Source organism: Pseudomonas wuhanensis (genome assembly GCF_030687395.1).
Classification (GTDB): domain Bacteria; phylum Pseudomonadota; class Gammaproteobacteria; order Pseudomonadales; family Pseudomonadaceae; genus Aquipseudomonas; species Aquipseudomonas wuhanensis.
In genome coordinates, this window is the sequence record NZ_CP117430.1 from 2,399,760 (window position 1) to 2,419,017 (window position 19,258).

Sequence of the window (19,258 nt, forward strand, 5' to 3'; positions counted from 1 at the left end):
GTCATGGCCACTGTCGATACATCTCAAGCTCCTGACAACGCTCAAGACACGAGCAATCCACGCAAACGCAAAGTGATGCTGTTTGCACTGACCATCGTGGTGATCCTCGCCGGGCTCGGCGTCTGGGGTTATCACGAATTCTTCGGTCGCTGGAATGAAAGCACCGACGACGCCTATGTGAACGGCAACGTGGTGGAAATCACGCCGTTGGTCACCGGTACCGTGGTCAGCATCGGCGCCGACGATGGCGATCTGGTCCACGAAGGCCAGGTGCTGATCAACTTCGACCCGAACGACGCCGAAGTCGGTCTGCAAAGTGCCCAGGCCAATCTGGCCCGTACCGTGCGCCAGGTTCGTGGCTTGTACAGCAACGTCGATGGCATGAAAGCCCAGGTCAATGCGCAGCAGGCCGAGGTGCAAAAGGCTCAGGACAACTTCAATCGCCGGAAAAACCTCGCCGCCGGCGGGGCGATTTCCCAGGAAGAACTGTCTCACGCTCGCGACGACCTGACCTCGGCGCAAAACGCCTTGGCCAACGCCAAGCAACAGCTTATGACCACCAGCGCGCTGGTCGATGACACGGTGGTGTCGTCGCACCCGGACGTGATGTCCGCCGCCGCGCAATTGCGTCAGGCGTACCTGACCCATGCCCGCAGCACCTTGATCGCACCGGTCACCGGTTACGTTGCCAAACGCAGCGTGCAATTGGGGCAGCGGGTCCAGCCGGGCACCGCGCTGATGGCGGTGATCCCGCTGGATCAGCTGTGGATCGACGCCAACTTCAAGGAAACCCAACTGCGTGACATGCGCATCGGTCAGCCGGTGGACATCGAAGCCGACCTCTATGGCAGCGACGTCAAATACAGCGGCACCATCGACAGCCTCGGCGCCGGGACCGGCAGCGCGTTTGCCTTGCTACCGGCGCAGAACGCCACCGGTAACTGGATCAAGATCGTCCAGCGGGTGCCGGTGCGGATTCACATCAACGCCGAAGAGCTGGCCAAGCACCCGTTGCGGGTCGGCCTGTCGACTCAGGTCGATGTGAGCCTGCGTGACCAGAGTGGTCCGGTGCTGGCGCAACAGCCGCCGCAAAAGCCGTCGTTCAGCACCGGCATCTACGACCGTCAATTGGCCGAGGCCGACGCGATGATCACCCAGTTGATCCACGACAACAGCGCCGCGGTCAGTAAAACCGCGCACCGCTGATTCGCCATCCCACAGGGTCAGCTGCGTCAGTAACAGGCGCTGTGCCAATCAGGTTTCAAAGGATTCGCGATGAGCAATAACGCCTCTTTCACGCCGCCCAGCCTGCTGCTCAGCACCATCGGCCTGTCGCTGGCGACCTTCATGCAGGTGCTCGACACCACCATCGCCAACGTAGCCTTGCCGACGATTTCCGGCAACCTGGGGGGGAGTTCGGAGCAGGGCACCTGGGTGATCACTTCGTTTGCCGTGAGCAACGCCATCGCGCTGCCGCTGACCGGTTGGCTCAGCCGGCGTTTCGGTGAGGTGAAGCTGTTTCTCTGGGCGACGATGCTGTTCGTGCTGGCTTCGTTTCTGTGCGGTATCTCGACCTCGATGCCAGAGCTGATCGGCTTTAGGGTGCTTCAAGGCCTGGTGGCCGGGCCGTTGTACCCGATGACCCAGACGCTGCTGATCGCGGTCTATCCGCCCGCCAGGCGCGGCATGGCCCTGGCGTTGCTGGCGATGGTCACGGTGGTGGCGCCGATTGCAGGGCCGATCCTCGGCGGATGGATCACCGACAGCTACAGCTGGCCGTGGATTTTTTTTATCAACGTACCGATCGGGGTTTTCGCGGTGATGGTTGTGCGCCAGCAACTCAAGGCGCGTCCGGTGGTGACCAGTTACCAGCCGATGGATTACGTCGGTTTGATTACCTTGATCATCGGTGTCGGCGCGTTGCAGGTGATCCTCGACAAGGGCAATGATCTGGACTGGTTCGAGTCGAATTTCATCATCATCGGCGCGGCTATTTCAGTGATTGCGCTGGCGGTGTTCGTGATCTGGGAAATGACCGACAAACACCCGGTGGTTAACCTGCGGCTGTTCGCTTACCGCAACTTCCGCATCGGCACCATCGTGCTGGTGGGCGGTTACGCCGGGTTCTTCGGCATCAACCTGATCCTGCCGCAATGGCTGCAAACCCAGATGGGCTACACCGCCACCTGGGCCGGATTGGCGGTGGCGCCGATCGGCATTCTGCCAGTGCTGCTGTCGCCGTTTGTCGGCAAGTACGCGCACAGGTTCGACCTGCGACTGTTGGCCGGTGGCGCGTTCCTTTGCATCGGTTTGAGTTGCTTCATGCGCGCAGGCTTTACCAACGAAGTGGACTTCCAGCACATCGCTTTGGTGCAGCTGTTCATGGGCATTGGCGTGGCGTTGTTCTTCATGCCGACCCTGAGCATTTTGATGTCGGATTTGCCGCCGAGCCAGATTGCCGACGGCGCGGGTCTTGCGACGTTCCTGCGGACCCTGGGCGGCAGTTTTGCGGCATCGTTGACCACCTGGATCTGGATTCGCCGCGCCGATCAGCACCATGCGTATTTGATTGAAAGCATCACCACATATGAGCCGGCGACCCGGGAGGCGCTGAACACGCTGGGCGGGGCGGGCAATCCGGCCTACGCGCAACTGGATCATGTGCTGACCAGCCAGGCATACATGCTCTCCACCGTGGATTACTTCACGTTGCTGGGGTGGGCGTTCATGGGGTTGATCTTGCTGGTGTGGCTGGCGAAACCGCCGTTTGCAGCGAAGGCGGGACCGTCTGCTGCCGGCCACTAAGTCAAACACAGTCCCTGTGGGAGCGGGCTTGCCCGCGATGACGGTGGGTCAGTCAACAAAGTTGTTGAATGTGATTCCGCTATCGCGGGCAAGCCCGCTCCCACAAGGGTTTTGTGTTTGGCCGTTAGTTTGCGGGTGCTGCCAATTGTGGCGGCGGGGTGAAATCAAACGGCGCCAACGCAAACCCTTGCTCATCCACCTGCAACGCCCATCCCTGACGGTCCCAATCCCCCAACACAATGCGTTTGGCCGCCTGCTCGCCAATCTGCAACTTATGGATGGCGGGGCGATGGGTGTGCCCATGGATCAAGGTTTTCACACCGTATTGCTGCATGACTCGCGGCACTTCTTCCGGCGTGACATCAACAATGTCATTAGCCTTCATCCGCGTTTGCGCGCGGCTTTCGCTGCGCAGTTTGCGCGCCAGTTTATGGCGAGTGCGCAAGGGCAGATTTCGCAGGATGAACCGAGTGATCGGGTTGCGCAGATAGCGACGCAGCTTCATATAAGCCTCGTCGCGGGTGCAGAGGCTGTCGCCGTGCATCAACAGCACCGGCTCGCCGTAAAACTGCACGACACTCGGGTCCTTCAGCAGCGTACAGCCGGCCTGTTTGCAGAAGGCCTGGCCAAGCATGAAGTCGCGATTGCCGTGCATCAGAAAAATGGCCGTGCCGCTGTCGCTAAGTTCGCGCAGGGCCTGGCAGATGGAGCGCTGGAACGGCGTCATGGCATCGTCGCCAATCCACGCCTCGAAGAAGTCGCCCAGAATGTACAACGCACTCGCCGAGCGGGCGCGTCCGGCGAGCAAATCCAGAAACGCCCGGGTAATGTCCGGGCGCTCCTCTTCCAGATGCAAGTCTGAAATCAGCAGTATCACTCAATGATCTCGGCTTTCTCGATGATCACGTCTTCTGCTGGTACGTCCTGGTGGCCGGCCTTGGAAGTCGTGGCCACGCCTTTGATCTTGTCGACTACGTCAGTGCCTTCGACCACTTTACCGAATACGGCGTAGCCCCAACCCTGAGCGGTTTTGCCGCTGTGGTTCAGGAAGCTGTTATCAGCCACGTTGATGAAAAACTGGGCGGAAGCCGAATGCGGCTCCATGGTGCGGGCCATGGCCACGCTGTACTTCACGTTCGACAGGCCGTTGTCGGCTTCGTTCTGGATGCTTGGGCGCTTGTCTTTCTTTTCTTTCATGCCTGGCTCGAAACCGCCGCCCTGGATCATGAAGTTACCGATGACACGGTGGAAAACAGTGTTTTCGTAGTGACCGGCTTTAACGTACTCGATGAAGTTGGCCACGGTGATCGGGGCTTTCTCAGCGTTCAGCTCCAGGACGATGTCGCCATGGTTGGTGGTCAGTTTGACTTGGGTCATGATCGGTACTCTTTTTTCTATGAATTCGTGGGCTTCGGGGCGTTCAGGCCCTCAACCAGTCCGGCCAGTGTCGGCCAAGGCAGGCAGTTTAGCGTGCCGGGCGCGAATTTCGAGGCTGTTTTTCATCGACGGCCGATTAAATGCAACCGATTGCCGGCCCGCTCTGTCAGCCACTTGACAGCATCGGCTATGATAAGCCCCTTTGATTTATAACAGCCGCTTTGATTTGGCCAACTGGCCGCGCACTTGTACGTTCAAGGATCCTATGAGCAAGCCCACTGTCGACCCTACCTCGAATTCCAAGACCGGCCCAGCCGTGCCGGTCAATTTCCTGCGCCCGATCATCCAGGCGGACCTGGACTCGGGTAAGCACACGCAGATCGTCACCCGTTTCCCGCCTGAGCCCAACGGCTACCTGCACATCGGTCACGCCAAGTCGATCTGTGTGAACTTCGGCCTGGCGCAGGAATTCGGCGGCGTCACGCACCTGCGTTTCGACGACACCAACCCGGCCAAGGAAGACCAGGAATACATCGACGCAATCGAAAGCGACGTCAAATGGCTGGGCTTCGAATGGTCCGGTGAAGTGCGCTATGCCTCGCAGTATTTCGACCAGTTGCACGACTGGGCGGTAGAGCTGATCAAGGCCGGTAAGGCCTACGTCGACGACCTGACCCCTGAGCAAGCCAAGGAATACCGTGGCAGCCTGACCGAACCGGGCAAGAACAGCCCGTTCCGCGACCGCTCGGTTGAAGAAAACCTGGACCTGTTCGCCCGCATGAAGGCCGGCGAGTTCAAGGACGGCGCACGCGTGCTGCGGGCCAAGATCGACATGGCCTCGCCGAACATGAACCTGCGCGACCCGATCATGTATCGCATCCGTCATGCGCATCACCACCAGACCGGCGACAAGTGGTGCATCTACCCCAACTACGACTTTACCCACGGTCAGTCGGACGCCATCGAAGGCATCACTCACTCGATCTGCACCCTGGAGTTCGAAAGCCATCGTCCGTTGTACGACTGGTTCCTCGACAACCTGCCGGTGCCGGCGCACCCGCGTCAGTACGAATTCAGCCGCCTGAACTTGAACTACACCATCACCAGCAAGCGCAAGCTCAAGCAGCTGGTCGATGAAAAGCACGTCAATGGCTGGGACGATCCGCGCATGTCCACGCTGTCGGGTTTCCGCCGCCGTGGCTATACGCCGAAATCGATCCGCAACTTCTGCGAAATGATCGGCACCAACCGTTCCGACGGCGTAGTGGATTTCGGCATGCTCGAATTCAGTATCCGTGACGACCTCGACCACAGCGCCCCACGCGCCATGTGCGTGTTGCGTCCGCTGAAAGTCGTGATCACCAACTACCCGGAAGGTCAGGTCGAAAACCTCGAACTGGCGTGCCACCCGAAAGAAGACATGGGCGTGCGCGTTCTGCCGTTCGCCCGTGAGCTCTACATCGACCGTGAAGACTTCATGGAAGAGCCGCCAAAAGGCTACAAGCGCCTGGAGCCGAACGGCGAAGTGCGTCTGCGCGGCAGCTACGTGATCCGTGCCGACGAAGCGATCAAGGACGCCGATGGCAACATCGTCGAACTGCGTTGCTCGTACGATCCGGACACCCTGGGCAAGAACCCTGAAGGCCGCAAGGTCAAAGGCGTGGTGCACTGGGTGCCTGCCGCGGCCAGCGTCGAATGCGAAGTGCGTCTGTACGATCGCCTGTTCCGTTCGGCCAACCCTGAAAAGGCCGAAGACAGTGCCAGTTTCCTGGACAACATCAACCCTGACTCGCTGCAAGTCCTCACCGGTTGTCGTGCCGAGCCTTCGCTGGGCAACGCACAGCCGGAAGACCGTTTCCAGTTCGAGCGCGAAGGTTACTTCGTCGCGGATATCAAGGACTCGAAACCAGGTCATCCGGTGTTCAACCGTACCGTGACCCTGCGCGATTCCTGGGGCCAGTGATTCAGCGTTAAGGAAGGAGCATTCGTGCTTACGATCTACAACACGCTCACCAAGAGCAAAGAAGTCTTCAAGCCTCTGGATGGCAACAATGTGCGCATGTACGTCTGCGGGATGACCGTGTACGACTACTGCCACATTGGCCATGGCCGCAGCATGGTCGCGTTCGACCTGGTGACCCGCTGGTTGCGGTTCAGCGGTTATAACCTGACCTATGTGCGCAACATTACCGACATTGAAGACAAGATTATCAATCGGGCGAAGGAGAACGGCGAGCCGTTCGACGCGCTGACCGAGCGCATGATCACCGCGATGCACGAGGACGAGGCGCGCCTCAACATCCTCAAGCCGGACATGGAGCCGCGGGCCACTGATCATATCGCTGGCATGCAGAGCATGATCCAGACCCTGATCGACAAGGGTTATGCCTACGCACCGGGCAATGGCGACGTGTACTACCGCGTCGCCAAGTTCATGGGCTACGGCAAGCTGTCGCGCAAGAAGATCGAAGACCTGCGCATCGGCGCACGGATCGAAGTCGACGAGTCCAAGCAGGACCCGCTGGACTTCGTGCTGTGGAAAGGCGCCAAGCCGGGCGAGCCGAGTTGGCCATCGCCTTGGGGCGACGGTCGTCCGGGCTGGCATATCGAGTGCTCGGTGATGTCCACCTGCTGCCTCGGCGAGACCTTCGACATTCATGGCGGCGGCAGCGACCTGGAGTTCCCGCACCATGAAAACGAAATCGCCCAGAGCGAAGCGGCCACCGGCAAGACCTACGCCAACGCGTGGATGCATTGCGGCATGATTCGCATCAATGGCGAGAAGATGTCCAAGTCCTTGAACAACTTCTTCACCATTCGCGACGTGCTGGAAAAGTACCACCCGGAAGTCGTGCGTTACCTGCTGGTGTCGAGCCACTACCGCAGCGCGATCAACTATTCGGAAGACAACCTCAAGGACGCCAAGGGCGCCCTCGAGCGTTTCTACCATGCGTTGAAAGGCCTGCCGAACGTGGCGCCGGCGGGTGGCGAAGCCTTTGTCGAGCGCTTCACCCAGGTGATGAACGACGACTTTGGCACGCCGGAAGCCTGTGCAGTGCTGTTCGAGATGGTCCGCGAGATCAACCGCCTGCGCGAGAGCGATCTCGATGCAGCGGCCGGTCTGGCGGCGCGCTTGAAGGAACTGGCCAGCGTGCTGGGCGTGTTGCAGCTTGAGGCCGATGACTTCCTGCAGGCCGGTGCCGAAGGGCGGGTTGATGCGGCGCAAGTCGATGCACTGATCCAGGCTCGTTTGACGGCTCGTGCCAATAAGGACTGGGCCGAATCCGACCGTATCCGCGACCAGCTCACTGCCATGGGCGTGGTGCTGGAAGACGGCAAGGGCGGTACGACCTGGCGTCTAGCTGACTGATGATCGTTCCCACGCTCCGCGTGGGAATGCCTCAACGGACGCTCCGCGTTCGGCTCTTGGGACGCAGAGCGTCCCGGCTGCATTCCCACGCGGAGCGTGGGAATGATCAGTCGCCTGACTGACGCAATCGCTTGTAAAGGGTATTGCGACTAACCCCCAACCGCCGCGCCAGGTGCGAAATATTCCCCCCGGCCGCCTGCAACTGCCGATTCAATGCCTCGGCATCATTCAAATCAACCGCTATCGGCTCCGGCGAATCCACCGGCTCCATCTCCAGATCGACAAAAAAATCATCCGGCAAATGCTCCGGCCGCACCGGTTGTTCCTCGGCCATGGCCAGCGCTACCTGCATCACACTGCTGACCTGGCGCAAATTCCCGGGCCACGGATGACGACTGAACAGCTCCATCACTTCGGGGCTCAACCCGGCCCACTGCGACGGTTCACGGTGTTGCTCCCACAAACGCTTGAACAGCGCCTGCTTGTCGCTGCGTTCCCTGAGCGGGGGCAGTTCCAGGGTCAAACCACCGATGCGGTAATACAAATCCTCACGAAACCGCCCCAGTTGAACCTGTTCCCGCAACGAGCGGTTAGTCGCCGAAATGATCCGTATGTCCACCGGGAACAACTCGCCGCTGCCCACCGGTTGCACGCAACGTTCCTGCAACACCCGCAGCAGTCGGGCCTGGGTCGGCAGCGGCATGTCGCCGATTTCATCGAGAAACAGCGTACCTTTGTCGGCCTTGCGGATCAGCCCGATACTGCCTTTCTGATTGGCGCCAGTGAATGCGCCTTTCTCATAGCCAAACAATTCGGACTCCACCAGTTCGGCGGGGATCGCTGCACAGTTGACGGCAATGAATGGCTGTTTGCTGCGTGAACTGGCCTGGTGCAGGGCTTTGACGAAGACTTCCTTGCCGACCCCGGTTTCCCCGTGGATTAACAGCGGAATGTCCTTTTCCAGCAAGCGCTCGGCCTGGCGCACGGCTTTTTCCACACGGCTGTCGCCAAAATGCAGGGTGTTGAGGCTGATCGCGGCGGGCGTCGCAACGGTGGGTTCGGCGCTCTTGGGTTCAGAAAACAGTCGAGCATGAATCGGCGCTTGTTTTGGCCGTTTCAGCAGGCATTGAAAGCGGTTGCGCCCCGAGGCTTGCAGGGCAAACGGCAGGCCGTCCGGCTGGTTCAGCAGTTCCAGCAACGAGACTTTGAACAGGCTCTCGACGCTGACCCGCGACAGGCTGATGCCCAGCAAATTGTCGGCCCGGCGATTGGCCGACAGCACCTGACCGGTTTCATCGAAGATCAGCAACCCGGCCCATTGGCTGTCGAGGTTGTTCAGCCCGGTGTTGAAAGTCAGTTGGAAATGCTGGCCATGGAACAGGTTGAGGATCAGCCGGTTCTCCACGGTCTGGCTCATCATCTTGACCATGCCCAGGGTGTGGGAGGGCGGCAGGTAGCTGTCGCTGGACACATCCAGCACCGCGATCACCTTGCGCTCGGCATCGAAAATCGGTGCGGCGGAGCCGGTCATGAAGCGGTTGGCCTTGAGAAAATGTTCATCGTGCTCGATATGCACCGCCTGCTCGCAGGCCAACGCGGTGCCAATCGCATTGGTCCCGCTGCAACGCTCCATCCAGCTGGCGCCGGCGCTGAAACCGCGGGTCAGGCTCGGCTCGATGAAACGCTGGGTGCCCCAGGACGTCAGCACCTGGCCCTGATTGTTGGCGAGCATGATCAGGCAATTGGAGTTGCTGAGGATGTTCTCGTAATACGGCAGGACTTCCTGATGGGTGGTCTGCACCAGTGAATGCTGGCTCTCCAGCAACTGGGCGATGCCATCGGCCGGCAGCTGATCGAACGCCGGCGCGCTCTGATGATCAAGCCCGAACGCGCGGCAGCGGGACCAGGAGTCCTGAATGATGGCGTCGTGGGAGAGCGGCGGGGCAGGTGCGGCCATGGCAGTCGGTCTCTGAGCGAGCTTTTATTGTTTTTATGGTTTTTACATCACGTTCAAACGCCACGTGCCCCCGTAGGAGCCAATGTGTGGCTGAAAACGTCCGTAGAGTGTTGTTCACATTTGTTCATTGTCAATCGTTGAACTGTTCAATTGTTCATTGGTGGTTGTTCATTTCTGTTCAGCAACGAATGCGATTCTTGTCTTGTTTGAGGGAATTTCAAGCCAAATCAAGCGCTTGGAATTTCTGGCACGAATGTCGCTGTAGTGCTCCGGTCGCTTGACTCAAAAAATAAAAAAAGGCCGAGCCATGTCACTCATCCTGGAGCACGTCAGCCGCACCGTCGAGGGTCAGACCTGGATCGACGATGCGTGCCTCAACTTCGAACCCGGATCGTTCAACGTTTTGCTCGGTCGCACGCTGTCCGGCAAAACCAGCCTCATGCGCCTGATGGCCGGTCTGGACAAACCCGACAGCGGTCGCATCCTGATGAACGGCGTCGACGTCACCCAGCGCCCGGTGCGGTTGCGCAACGTGTCGATGGTGTATCAGCAGTTCATCAATTACCCGACCATGACGGTGTTCGAGAACATCGCCTCGCCACTGCGCCAGGGCGGCGTTTCCAACGAGCTGATTCAGAGCAAAGTGCTGGAAACCGCGAAGATGCTGCGCATCGAGAAATTCCTCCAGCGCTATCCCCTGGAACTTTCCGGCGGCCAGCAACAGCGCACGGCCATGGCCCGGGCGCTGGTCAAGGACGCCGAGCTGATTCTGTTCGACGAGCCGCTGGTCAACCTCGACTACAAGCTGCGCGAGGAGCTGCGTCAGGAAATGCGCGAGCTGTTCAAGGCGCGCAATACCATCGCGATTTACGCCACCACCGAACCCAACGAAGCCCTCGCCCTGGGTGGCACCACCACGATTCTTCACGAAGGTCGGGTGATCCAGAGCGGCAAGTCCTCCGAGGTGTATCACCAGCCGCAAACCGTGCTGGCGGCGGAGCTGTTCTCCGAGCCGCCGATCAACCTGATGCCGGGGCGCATTGCCGGCAATGAAGTCAGTTTCGCCAATTTCGTGCACTTCCCGTTGAACGTTGATCTGCGGCCGGTGGGCGAGGGCGAGTTCCGTTTCGGTGTGCGCCCCAGCCATATCTCGCTGGTGCCGAGCAATGACGATGACCTGGAACTGGCGGTGACCGTCGAGGTGGCCGAGATCAGCGGTTCGGAGACGTTCCTGCATGTACGCAACGAATATTTCCTGCTGGTGCTGCACTTGCCGGGTGTTCACGAATACGACGTCGATGCGCCGATTCGCATCTATATCCCGACCCATAAACTGTTTGTGTTCGATACGCAGGGGCGGCTGGTCCAGGCGCCCGGTCGCCGCATTGCGAGGGTTGCCTGATGGCCGAGATCCGTTTGCAGAGCCTTGCCCACAGCTACACCCACACGCCGACCGGCCCCGAGGATTACGCGATCCGCGAGATGGACCACGTCTGGGAGCAGGGCGGTGCCTACGCGCTGCTCGGGCCTTCGGGGTGCGGCAAGTCGACCTTGCTCAACATCATTTCCGGGTTGCTCAGCCCGTCTCAAGGCCAGGTGCTGTTCGACAGCAAAGTGGTCAACGAGCTGACCCCGGAAAAGCGCAACATCGCCCAGGTTTTCCAGTTTCCAGTGGTCTACGACACCATGACGGTGTTCGATAACCTGGCCTTTCCATTGCGCAATCAGGGCATGGCGGAAGCGAAAATTCACACCAAGGTGCAGGAAATCGCTGAAGTCCTCGACCTCCAGGCACTGCTGTACAAGAAGGCGCGCAACCTCACCGCCGATGAAAAACAGAAAGTCTCCATGGGCCGTGGGCTGGTGCGCGATGACGTGTCGGCGATCCTCTTCGATGAACCGCTGACGGTGATCGACCCGCACCTGAAATGGAAGCTGCGACGCAAGCTCAAGCAGATCCACGAGCAGTTCAACATCACCATGGTCTATGTCACCCACGATCAGCTCGAGGCTTCGACCTTCGCTGACAAGATCGCGGTGATGTATGGCGGGCAAATCGTGCAGTTCGGTACGCCACGGGAATTGTTCGAGCGGCCGAGCCACACCTTTGTCGGCTATTTCATCGGCAGCCCGGGAATGAACCTGATCGAGGTCCAGCCACAAGCCGGCGGTGTCGTTTTTGCCGGGACTCACTTGCCGTTGTCCGACGCAATGCAGAAACGCATCGCCGAGTCCGAATGGAAAACCCTGAAAGTCGGCATTCGTCCGGAGTTCGTTCATGTGTGGGACGAGCCCTTTGATGACGCGATGCAGGCACAGGTCGTACACGTCGAAGACCTGGGCACCTACAAGATCATGACCCTGAACCTCGACGGCGCTCCGCTCAAAGTACGCCTGGCCGAAGACAAACCGGTGCCCGAAGGCAAGGCGTACATCAGTTTTCCGGCGCAATGGCTGATGGTCTATGCCGATGATTACCTGCTGGAGGTACTGCCATGAACAAGGTGCAGAACAACAAGGCCTGGTGGCTGGTGTTGCCGGTGTTCCTGCTGGTGGCATTCAGTGCGGTGATCCCGATGATGACCGTGGTCAACTACTCGGTGCAGGACATCTTCGACCAGTCCAGCCGCTACTTCGTCGGTGCCGATTGGTACAGGCAGGTGTTGCTCGACCCTCGGTTGCATGACTCGCTGCTGCGCCAGTTCATCTATTCCGGTTGTGTGCTGTTGATCGAAATCCCCTTGGGCATCGCCATCGCCCTGACCATGCCGACCAAGGGCCGCTGGTCGTCGCTGGTGCTGATTGTCCTGGCGATTCCGCTGCTGATCCCGTGGAACGTGGTCGGCACCATCTGGCAGATTTTCGGTCGGGCCGACATTGGTTTGCTCGGTTCGAGCCTCAATGCCATGGGCATCAGCTACAACTATGCATCCAACACCATGGACGCCTGGGTCACGGTGTTGGTGATGGACGTGTGGCACTGGACGTCGCTGGTGGCGCTGCTGTGTTTCTCCGGTCTGCGGGCGATTCCCGACGTGTATTACCAGGCGGCGCGGATTGATCGGGCGTCGGCCTGGGCGGTGTTCCGACACATCCAGTTGCCCAAGCTCAAGAGTGTGCTGCTGATCGCGGTGATGCTGCGGTTCATGGACAGCTTCATGATCTACACCGAGCCGTTCGTACTGACGGGTGGCGGTCCGGGCAATGCCACGACCTTCTTGAGTCAGACCTTGACCCAAATGGCCGTAGGGCAATTCGACCTCGGCCCGGCGGCGGCATTCTCGCTGGTGTACTTCCTGATCATCCTGTTGGTGTCGTGGCTGTTCTATACCGCCATGACTCACTCTGACGCCAATCGGTGAGGCCCGCCATGAGCATGAGAAAGCTTATCCCGTTGCTGATCTACATCCTGTTCCTGCTGGTGCCGATCTACTGGCTGCTGAACATGTCCTTCAAGAGCAACACCGAAATCCTCGGTGGTTTGACGCTGTTTCCCCAGGATTTCACCTTCGCCAACTACAAGGTGATCTTCACGGATCCGAGCTGGTACACCGGTTACCTCAACTCGCTGTACTACGTGAGCCTGAACACGGTGATTTCCCTGAGCGTGGCGCTGCCGGCGGCGTATGCGTTTTCACGCTATCGTTTCCTCGGCGATAAACACCTGTTCTTCTGGCTGCTGACCAACCGCATGGCGCCACCGGCGGTGTTCCTGTTGCCGTTTTTCCAGTTGTACTCGTCGATCGGGCTGTTCGACACACACATTGCGGTGGCATTGGCCCATTGCCTGTTCAACGTGCCGTTGGCGGTATGGATTCTTGAAGGCTTCATGTCTGGCGTCCCCAAGGAAATCGACGAAACCGCCTACATCGACGGCTACAGTTTCCCCAAGTTCTTCGTGAAGATCTTCGTCCCGCTGATCGGCTCCGGGATCGGTGTCACGGCGTTTTTCTGCTTCATGTTTTCCTGGGTCGAGCTGTTGCTGGCACGAACCCTGACCTCGGTGAATGCCAAGCCCATCGCGGCGGTCATGACCCGAACGGTGTCAGCGTCCGGCATTGACTGGGGCGTGCTGGCGGCGGCGGGGGTGTTGACTATCCTGCCAGGCATGCTGGTGATCTGGTTTGTTCGCAACCATGTGGCCAAGGGCTTTGCCCTGGGCCGGGTATGAGGAACTGATGATGGAATGGATGAGTTGGACCGTCCCCACGGCGGCGTTCTTCAGCGTCATTGCCTTGATCCTGGTGGGCATGACGACCTGGGAATTACGTTCGCCGAGTGTCCCTCGGCGTGGCTTTTTGCCGATTGCCACCACCCGTGGCGATCGGCTGTTTATCGGTCTTCTCGGCAGCGCCTACCTGCATTTGCTGGTAATCGGCGCCACCGACTGGAGCATCTGGGTGGCGTTCGCGTTAGCCCTGGTGTGGCTGTTGGCTGTGATGCGCTGGGGCTAGTCGACATCGATCGGCAATGTTGCTCCCAAACTCAAACAGGAGGTCTCTATGTTCGACAAAAACAATAAGCTGCGACATAGCGTTTCATTGGCAGCCATGCTGGCACTCAACGGGTTGAGCGCTGCGGCCTGGGCCGACGCCTATGAAGACGCCGCCAAGAAATGGATTGGCAGCGAGTTCAAACCGTCCACCCTGACTGCTGAACAGCAGCTGGAAGAGTTGAAGTGGTTCATCAAGGCGTCCGAGCCGTTTCGCGGGATGAACATCAAGGTGGTCTCGGAAACCATCGCGACCCACGAATATGAATCCAAAGTGTTGGCCAAGGCGTTTACCGAAATCACCGGGATCAAGCTGACCCACGACCTGCTGCAGGAAGGCGACGTGGTGGAAAAGCTGCAGACCCAGATGCAATCGGACAAGAACATCTATGACGGCTGGGTCAACGACTCGGACCTGATCGGTACGCACTTTCGCTATGGCAAGACCGAGTCGATCACCGACCTGATGGCCAACGAAGGCAAGGCCTATACCTCGCCGACACTGGATATCAAAGACTTCATCGGCATCTCGTTCACCACCGCGCCGGACGGCAAGGTCTATCAACTGCCTGACCAGCAGTTCGCCAACCTCTATTGGTTCCGTGCCGACTGGTTCGAGCGGGCGGACTTGAAAGCGAAATTCAAAGAAAAGTACGGCTACGAATTGGGCGTGCCGGTGAACTGGTCGGCCTATGAAGACATCGCCAAGTTCTTCAGCGAAGACGTCAAGGAAATCGACGGCAAGCGCGTCTACGGTCACATGGACTACGGCAAGAAAGACCCGTCCCTGGGCTGGCGCTTCACTGATGCCTGGTTCTCCATGGCCGGTGCCGGCGACAAGGGCATACCCAATGGCTTGCCGGTGGACGAGTGGGGCATCCGCGTCGAGGATTGCCATCCGGTCGGTTCCAGCGTGACCCGCGGCGGCGACACCAACGGCCCGGCGGCAGTGTATGCGACCACCAAGTACGTGGACTGGATGAAAAAATACGCGCCACCGGAAGCGGCGGGCATGACCTTCTCCGAATCCGGCCCGGTGCCATCCCAGGGCAACATCGCCCAGCAAATCTTCTGGTACACCGCGTTTACCGCCGACATGACCAAACCAGGCCTGCCGGTGATGAACGCCGACGGCACGCCGAAATGGCGCATGGCGCCGTCGCCGAAAGGTCCGTACTGGGAAGAGGGCATGAAGCTCGGTTATCAGGACGCCGGTTCCTGGACCTTCCTCAAGTCCACGCCTGAAAAGCAAAAACTCGCGGCGTGGCTGTACGCGCAGTTCGTGACCTCGAAAACTGTATCGCTGAAGAAAACCATCGTCGGCCTGACGCCGATCCGCGAATCGGACATCAACTCGCAAGCGATGACCGACCTGGCGCCGAAACTCGGTGGTCTGGTGGAGTTCTATCGCAGCCCGGCCCGGGTGCAATGGACCCCGACCGGGACCAACGTGCCGGACTATCCTCGCTTGGCGCAACTGTGGTGGAGCCACATCGCCGAAGCGGCCAGTGGCGAGAAAACGCCACAACAGGCACTGGACGGTCTGGCCAAGGATCAGGATGCGATCATGACCCGTCTGGAACGCTCCAAGGTACAACCGACCTGCGGGCCGAAAATGAATCCGGAGCGGGATGCGCAGTATTGGTTCGATCAGCCGGGTGCGCCGAAACCGAAACTGGAAAACGAGAAACCTAAAGGCGAAACCGTGAGCTATGCCGAACTGCTGAAATCGTGGGAGGCGGCGCGTAAGTAATCGTCTGTAATGCGAAACGCGAACGGCACCGTAAGGTGCCGTTTTTGTTTGTGCCTGTTCCTCCGCTATCGCGGGCAAGCCCGCTCCCACAGTGGATAGGGAATGGTCATAAAATCTGCTACTAGCGCGAAACCTGTGGGAGCGGGCTTGCCCGCGATGGCGTCATCGGACACAACAGTGGATTCAGGTCAGCGCCGCCAGCTGTTGAACGGTCTCCGGAAAGCGCTCGACCAGCCGGATCAGCGTTGTCGCCTGAGCATTAGGTTTCGCTCGTCCTTGCTCCCAGTTCTCCAGCGTCCGGGTGTTGGTGCGCAAGTACATCGCAAACACCGGCCGGGAGAGATTCAGTTGCTGGCGGATGCCAACCACTTCCTCTGCCGTAATCGGAGCCAGCTTGGCCAGTTTTACTTTGTGCGTGCGTAGAGTGACTTTACCTTGGCGCTCATCGACCAAGGCTTCAAACCCCTCCACCAGCTCGGAAAAAATGTCACGTTTCATCGCTCGTTCTCGCTTTGATTTCTTGATAAAGCATTTCTTTAAGCAGTTTTTTCTGTTGTGGCGTGAGATCGTCCTGCTCGTTCTTGCCATACAAGGTAAAGAGCCAGAATTGGTCGAAGCCGGACCACCAGTAATAAATCACCCTCAGCCCACCGCGCTTGCCCTTGTTTCGCCGCTCATCCACCACTCGAATTTTGCGCAGACCTCCGGTGCCTTCGACGACATCTCCCGCTTCCGGGTTTTGCAGCAGCTCCTGCTGGAACCGATGAAACAGATCGTCATCCAGGTAGTCACTTCGATGCTTTTGAAATACGGGTAATTCGATAAAAAGAGCGTCCATGTTCTGTACGTTACCTGCGTATATTTCTATCACAAGAATCGAATAGGTCAAGGCTTCTGTTCCTGCCCAATTCGGTCAAGTCATTACGATAAAGTCGAAGGCAGGATCGGGATGTAGGACGCGGATGATTCACCCGCGAGGCGATTCTGGATATTGGGGAGGAGAGGGGAAGAAGCGGGCCAGCCTTATGACCCGAAACGTACGCTTGCTCGGTGAGGTTCAAGACGGTAGCTACATTGCATTTTCGTTTTTGGGGAAAGCGAGTCTGAACACGGTCATCGCACCGGGGAGGCTTTCAACTTCGGCCACTCCCTGATGCAAGCTCATGATCGACCGCACGATGGCCAGGCCCAGCCCGGTGCTGCCTTGCGAGCGGGAGCGGCTGCTGTCGACCCGGTAAAAGCGGTCGAATAGATGCGGCAGATGCTGTGCTTCGATGCCCGCGCCGGGGTTGCTGACTTGCAGCGAAACCTGAGTTGCCTCTTGTTCAATATGTAGCGAAACCGTTTGCCCAGCCGGGCAGTGGCGCAGGGCGTTGGACAGCAGGTTCGAGATCGCGCGTTGAATCATCAACCGGTCGCCCAGCACGCGTGCGCTGCCGGTCACGCTCAGGCTGATGCGCTTGTCTTGCGCCGACAGGGAAAACAGGTCGGCCACTTTCTCGGCTTCTGCTTCCAGGGCGACCGATTCGAAGGACGTGAGCGCTGCCGGGTTGCTGGCCTGCGCCAGAAACAGCATGTCCGAGACAATCCGCGCGACACGCTCCAGTTCTTCGGTGCAAGACACCAAGACGTTTTTGTACGCCTCGGCCGTGCGTTCCCGGGACAGCGTCACCTGTGCCTTGCCCATCAAATTGTTGATCGGCGTGCGCAGTTCATGGGCCAGGTCATCGGAGAACTGCGACAACTGCTGCACACCGTTGTCGAGGCGATCCAGCATGACGTTGATTCCCTGGGCCAATTCACTGAGTTCCTGGGGCATGTCGAGCACTGACAGCCGATGGCCGAGGTCTTGCGTCGAGACCATCGCGGCCACTTTGCGAAACTCGCGCAACGGCATCAGCCCCCGCTGTACGGCGGCCCAGGCACTGAGGCCGATAAAGATCAGCAGCAACGGCAAAGCAATCAGCGTCGAGCGCAGATAGGCGCTGAGCAACGCCTGATTGTGGGCATCGTCCATCGACAGCAGCACCGGGACGCGGGCACTGTCCTTGATGCGGACCAACCGAGAGGCGGTCAGGTAGCGCTTGCCTTGATCGTCGGTGCCGGTGGAGAACGCCAGTTGTTCGTCGGTGGCCAGCGCTGCCTTGCGCTCAAGACGCGGGTCGACCATGCCTGAGCCGGATTTCAACAGTGGCGTGCGCAAGTTGGTGCGGTCATAAATCGTCAGGGTGAGGTTGTCATGGCCCATGACCTGATCGAGCAGAATGTGCGGCGCCGAACGAATTTCTGCGGGATCGGCGTACAGCGACAGGCTGTGTTCCACCTGTTCCATCTTCTGGGCCAGGCTGTTTCTGGATAGCGCGTTCAACTCATGTGTCAGGGCGAAATAAGCCAGGATCGCCAGAAACACTACCAGCAGCGCCCCGAGAGTAGTCACCGTCAGGCCGAGGCGCATCGACAGGCTGGCCGGCTTCATTCCCGTGCCTCCAGCACATAGCCGACACCGCGCAGGGTGTGGATCAGTTTGCTGTCGAACGGGTCGTCGATCTTGGCGCGCAAACGGCGGATCGAGACTTCGACCACATTGGTGTCGCAGTCGAAATTCATGTCCCACACCAGCGAAATGATCTGGGTGCGGGTGAGCACCTCGCCAGACTGGCGCATCAGCAGATGCAGCAGGGCGAACTCCTTGGTGGTCAGGTCAATGCGCTGCTCGCCGCGAAAGGCGCGGTGGCGTCCCGGATCGAGTTCCAGGTCGGCGACTTTGAGCACCTGCGGCACCGGGATGTTTTCGCTGCGGCGCATCAGTGTGCGCACCCGCGCCAGCAATTCGGGGAACTCGAACGGTTTGACCAGATAATCGTCGGCGCCCAGATCCAGGCCGCGAATCTTGTCGGCCAGACGCCCGCGTGCGGTGAGCATCATCACCCGGGTGGAATGGGTGCGACGCAATTGTTCCAGCACGCCCCAGCCATCGAGTTCCGGCAGGTTCACATCCAGAATCACCAGGTCATACGCCTGCTGTTGCGCCAGATGCAGTCCATCGGCGCCAGTGGCCGCATGGTCAACGATATAGCCACTTTCCGTCAGTCCCTGGTGCAAGTATTCGGCAGCTTTAAGCTCGTCCTCGACGACAAGGATTCGCATGATCTATCACCACTTTTATTTAATGGATATTTAATTAAGGTGGCCGGGAAAGTTGTTGTTTTTGTAGTGGCTTCCGGACGGGATTTAATAACGACTAGAGGTTGTGAATTCCTGGTTTCCTACAGGGATTTCCCTGTGCGATGGCGTGCAAGGTAAAGGCTGTAGTGGCTACAGGGTCAACTGAAATGCCGGGTCTTGAGCCCTGAAAATGGCGATCTGCGACAGCCTGTCGCAGCAGGCAAGCCCGAGTGCCTATGCGCCACATTCAGGCAAGGGCTGTTTGGCAGATAACTACCGTGTATTTGTTTCCATGTATTGCTATGTCGCCTTTCGCACTTCGTATCCTAGATCAAAACA

Annotated in this window: 17 protein-coding genes; 10 read left to right on the forward strand and 7 right to left on the reverse strand. The window is 59.1% G+C overall.

Annotated features, from left to right (window positions below; all coding sequences use genetic code 11):
* Positions 1–3 precede the first annotated feature (3 nt).
* Together PSH88_RS11110 and PSH88_RS11115 are read left to right on the forward strand one after the other, a co-directional pair.
* Positions 4–1,206 carry an HlyD/EmrA/EmrK family protein gene (locus PSH88_RS11110; RefSeq protein ID WP_305426235.1) on the forward strand — a complete coding sequence of 401 codons (1,203 nt, stop codon included), beginning with the start codon at positions 4–6 and terminating at the stop codon, positions 1,204–1,206.
* A 69-nt stretch (positions 1,207–1,275) separates the two neighbouring features.
* Positions 1,276–2,805 carry a DHA2 family efflux MFS transporter permease subunit gene (locus tag PSH88_RS11115; protein ID WP_305426236.1) on the forward strand — a complete coding sequence of 510 codons (1,530 nt, stop codon included), beginning with the start codon at positions 1,276–1,278 and terminating at the stop codon, positions 2,803–2,805.
* 124 nt (positions 2,806–2,929) lie between these two features.
* Here PSH88_RS11115 and lpxH read toward each other — a convergent pair whose 3' ends face one another.
* Together lpxH and PSH88_RS11125 are read right to left on the reverse strand one after the other, a co-directional pair.
* Positions 2,930–3,682: a UDP-2,3-diacylglucosamine diphosphatase gene (gene lpxH / locus PSH88_RS11120; protein ID WP_305426237.1), complete on the reverse strand. Its 753-nt coding sequence runs from the start codon at positions 3,680–3,682 to the stop codon at positions 2,930–2,932.
* Positions 3,679–4,182 (reverse strand): peptidylprolyl isomerase, encoded by a 504-nt coding sequence (locus PSH88_RS11125; RefSeq protein WP_305426238.1) that lies wholly within the window; start codon positions 4,180–4,182, stop codon positions 3,679–3,681. Before PSH88_RS11125 ends, lpxH begins: the two co-directional genes overlap by 4 nt.
* A gap of 265 nt (positions 4,183–4,447) precedes the next feature.
* Between PSH88_RS11125 and PSH88_RS11130 the strand changes: the two genes are divergently transcribed.
* Complete coding sequence (locus PSH88_RS11130; RefSeq protein WP_305426239.1) at positions 4,448–6,145, forward strand: glutamine--tRNA ligase/YqeY domain fusion protein; 1,698 nt, start codon at positions 4,448–4,450, stop codon at positions 6,143–6,145.
* Between the two features lie 24 nt (positions 6,146–6,169).
* The gene (gene cysS, locus PSH88_RS11135; protein ID WP_305426240.1) at positions 6,170–7,552 is read left to right on the forward strand and encodes a cysteine--tRNA ligase; all 1,383 of its coding nucleotides are present in this window, start codon (positions 6,170–6,172) and stop codon (positions 7,550–7,552) included.
* Positions 7,553–7,658: 106 nt separating this feature from the next.
* Here cysS and PSH88_RS11140 read toward each other — a convergent pair whose 3' ends face one another.
* Positions 7,659–9,509, reverse strand: coding sequence for a sigma-54-dependent Fis family transcriptional regulator (locus PSH88_RS11140; RefSeq protein WP_305426241.1), 1,851 nt, complete (start codon positions 9,507–9,509; stop codon positions 7,659–7,661).
* 307 nt (positions 9,510–9,816) lie between these two features.
* Between PSH88_RS11140 and PSH88_RS11145 the strand changes: the two genes are divergently transcribed.
* Genes PSH88_RS11145 through PSH88_RS11170 form a run of 6 tightly spaced genes read left to right on the forward strand, consistent with a single transcriptional unit; the run spans position 9,817 to position 15,754 of the window.
* Positions 9,817–10,911, forward strand: coding sequence for an ABC transporter ATP-binding protein (locus PSH88_RS11145; RefSeq protein WP_305426242.1), 1,095 nt, complete (start codon positions 9,817–9,819; stop codon positions 10,909–10,911).
* Positions 10,911–12,008 carry an ABC transporter ATP-binding protein gene (locus PSH88_RS11150; RefSeq protein ID WP_305426243.1) on the forward strand — a complete coding sequence of 366 codons (1,098 nt, stop codon included), beginning with the start codon at positions 10,911–10,913 and terminating at the stop codon, positions 12,006–12,008. The genes PSH88_RS11145 and PSH88_RS11150 overlap by 1 nt, the downstream gene beginning before the upstream one ends.
* The gene (locus PSH88_RS11155; protein WP_305426244.1) at positions 12,005–12,871 is read left to right on the forward strand and encodes a carbohydrate ABC transporter permease; all 867 of its coding nucleotides are present in this window, start codon (positions 12,005–12,007) and stop codon (positions 12,869–12,871) included. The genes PSH88_RS11150 and PSH88_RS11155 overlap by 4 nt, the downstream gene beginning before the upstream one ends.
* 8 nt (positions 12,872–12,879) lie before the next feature.
* Entirely contained in the window at positions 12,880–13,680 is an 801-nt protein-coding gene (locus PSH88_RS11160) for a carbohydrate ABC transporter permease (RefSeq protein WP_305426245.1), read from the forward strand.
* Positions 13,681–13,690: 10 nt separating this feature from the next.
* The gene (locus PSH88_RS11165; RefSeq protein ID WP_305426971.1) at positions 13,691–13,963 is read left to right on the forward strand and encodes a DUF2160 domain-containing protein; all 273 of its coding nucleotides are present in this window, start codon (positions 13,691–13,693) and stop codon (positions 13,961–13,963) included.
* Positions 13,964–14,011: 48 nt separating this feature from the next.
* Positions 14,012–15,754 (forward strand): ABC transporter substrate-binding protein, encoded by a 1,743-nt coding sequence (locus PSH88_RS11170; protein WP_305426246.1) that lies wholly within the window; start codon positions 14,012–14,014, stop codon positions 15,752–15,754.
* Between the two features lie 183 nt (positions 15,755–15,937).
* Here the strand turns inward: PSH88_RS11170 and PSH88_RS11175 are convergent, their stop codons facing one another.
* The 4 genes from PSH88_RS11175 to PSH88_RS11190 form a co-directional block, all read right to left on the reverse strand.
* Entirely contained in the window at positions 15,938–16,252 is a 315-nt protein-coding gene (locus PSH88_RS11175) for a helix-turn-helix domain-containing protein (RefSeq protein WP_305426247.1), read from the reverse strand.
* On the reverse strand, positions 16,242–16,592 hold the full coding sequence (locus tag PSH88_RS11180) for a type II toxin-antitoxin system RelE/ParE family toxin (RefSeq protein WP_253545608.1): 351 nt from the start codon (positions 16,590–16,592) through the stop codon (positions 16,242–16,244). The genes PSH88_RS11175 and PSH88_RS11180 overlap by 11 nt, the downstream gene beginning before the upstream one ends.
* A 231-nt stretch (positions 16,593–16,823) precedes the next feature.
* A complete protein-coding gene (locus PSH88_RS11185; RefSeq protein WP_305426248.1) occupies positions 16,824–18,230 on the reverse strand; it encodes a heavy metal sensor histidine kinase in 1,407 nt (468 codons plus the stop codon).
* Complete coding sequence (locus PSH88_RS11190; protein ID WP_007940896.1) at positions 18,227–18,901, reverse strand: heavy metal response regulator transcription factor; 675 nt, start codon at positions 18,899–18,901, stop codon at positions 18,227–18,229. The genes PSH88_RS11185 and PSH88_RS11190 overlap by 4 nt, the downstream gene beginning before the upstream one ends.
* Positions 18,902–19,258: the final 357 nt, after the last annotated feature.

Excerpts from the sequence above, each read along its gene's own strand:
- PSH88_RS11110 (WP_305426235.1), top strand. The coding sequence starts at position 4 with ATGGCCACTGTCGATACATCTCAAGCTCCTGACAACGCTCAAGACACG.
- PSH88_RS11115 (WP_305426236.1), top strand. The coding sequence starts at position 1,276 with ATGAGCAATAACGCCTCTTTCACGCCGCCCAGCCTGCTGCTCAGCACC.
- PSH88_RS11125 (WP_305426238.1), bottom strand. The coding sequence starts at position 4,182 with ATGACCCAAGTCAAACTGACCACCAACCATGGCGACATCGTCCTGGAG.
- PSH88_RS11130 (WP_305426239.1), top strand. The coding sequence starts at position 4,448 with ATGAGCAAGCCCACTGTCGACCCTACCTCGAATTCCAAGACCGGCCCA.
- PSH88_RS11140 (WP_305426241.1), bottom strand. The coding sequence starts at position 9,509 with ATGGCCGCACCTGCCCCGCCGCTCTCCCACGACGCCATCATTCAGGAC.
- PSH88_RS11145 (WP_305426242.1), top strand. The coding sequence starts at position 9,817 with ATGTCACTCATCCTGGAGCACGTCAGCCGCACCGTCGAGGGTCAGACC.
- PSH88_RS11150 (WP_305426243.1), top strand. The coding sequence starts at position 10,911 with ATGGCCGAGATCCGTTTGCAGAGCCTTGCCCACAGCTACACCCACACG.
- PSH88_RS11155 (WP_305426244.1), top strand. The coding sequence starts at position 12,005 with ATGAACAAGGTGCAGAACAACAAGGCCTGGTGGCTGGTGTTGCCGGTG.
- PSH88_RS11160 (WP_305426245.1), top strand. The coding sequence starts at position 12,880 with ATGAGCATGAGAAAGCTTATCCCGTTGCTGATCTACATCCTGTTCCTG.
- PSH88_RS11165 (WP_305426971.1), top strand. The coding sequence starts at position 13,691 with ATGGAATGGATGAGTTGGACCGTCCCCACGGCGGCGTTCTTCAGCGTC.
- PSH88_RS11170 (WP_305426246.1), top strand. The coding sequence starts at position 14,012 with ATGTTCGACAAAAACAATAAGCTGCGACATAGCGTTTCATTGGCAGCC.
- PSH88_RS11175 (WP_305426247.1), bottom strand. The coding sequence starts at position 16,252 with ATGAAACGTGACATTTTTTCCGAGCTGGTGGAGGGGTTTGAAGCCTTG.
- PSH88_RS11180 (WP_253545608.1), bottom strand. The coding sequence starts at position 16,592 with ATGGACGCTCTTTTTATCGAATTACCCGTATTTCAAAAGCATCGAAGT.
- PSH88_RS11185 (WP_305426248.1), bottom strand. The coding sequence starts at position 18,230 with ATGAAGCCGGCCAGCCTGTCGATGCGCCTCGGCCTGACGGTGACTACT.
- PSH88_RS11190 (WP_007940896.1), bottom strand. The coding sequence starts at position 18,901 with ATGCGAATCCTTGTCGTCGAGGACGAGCTTAAAGCTGCCGAATACTTG.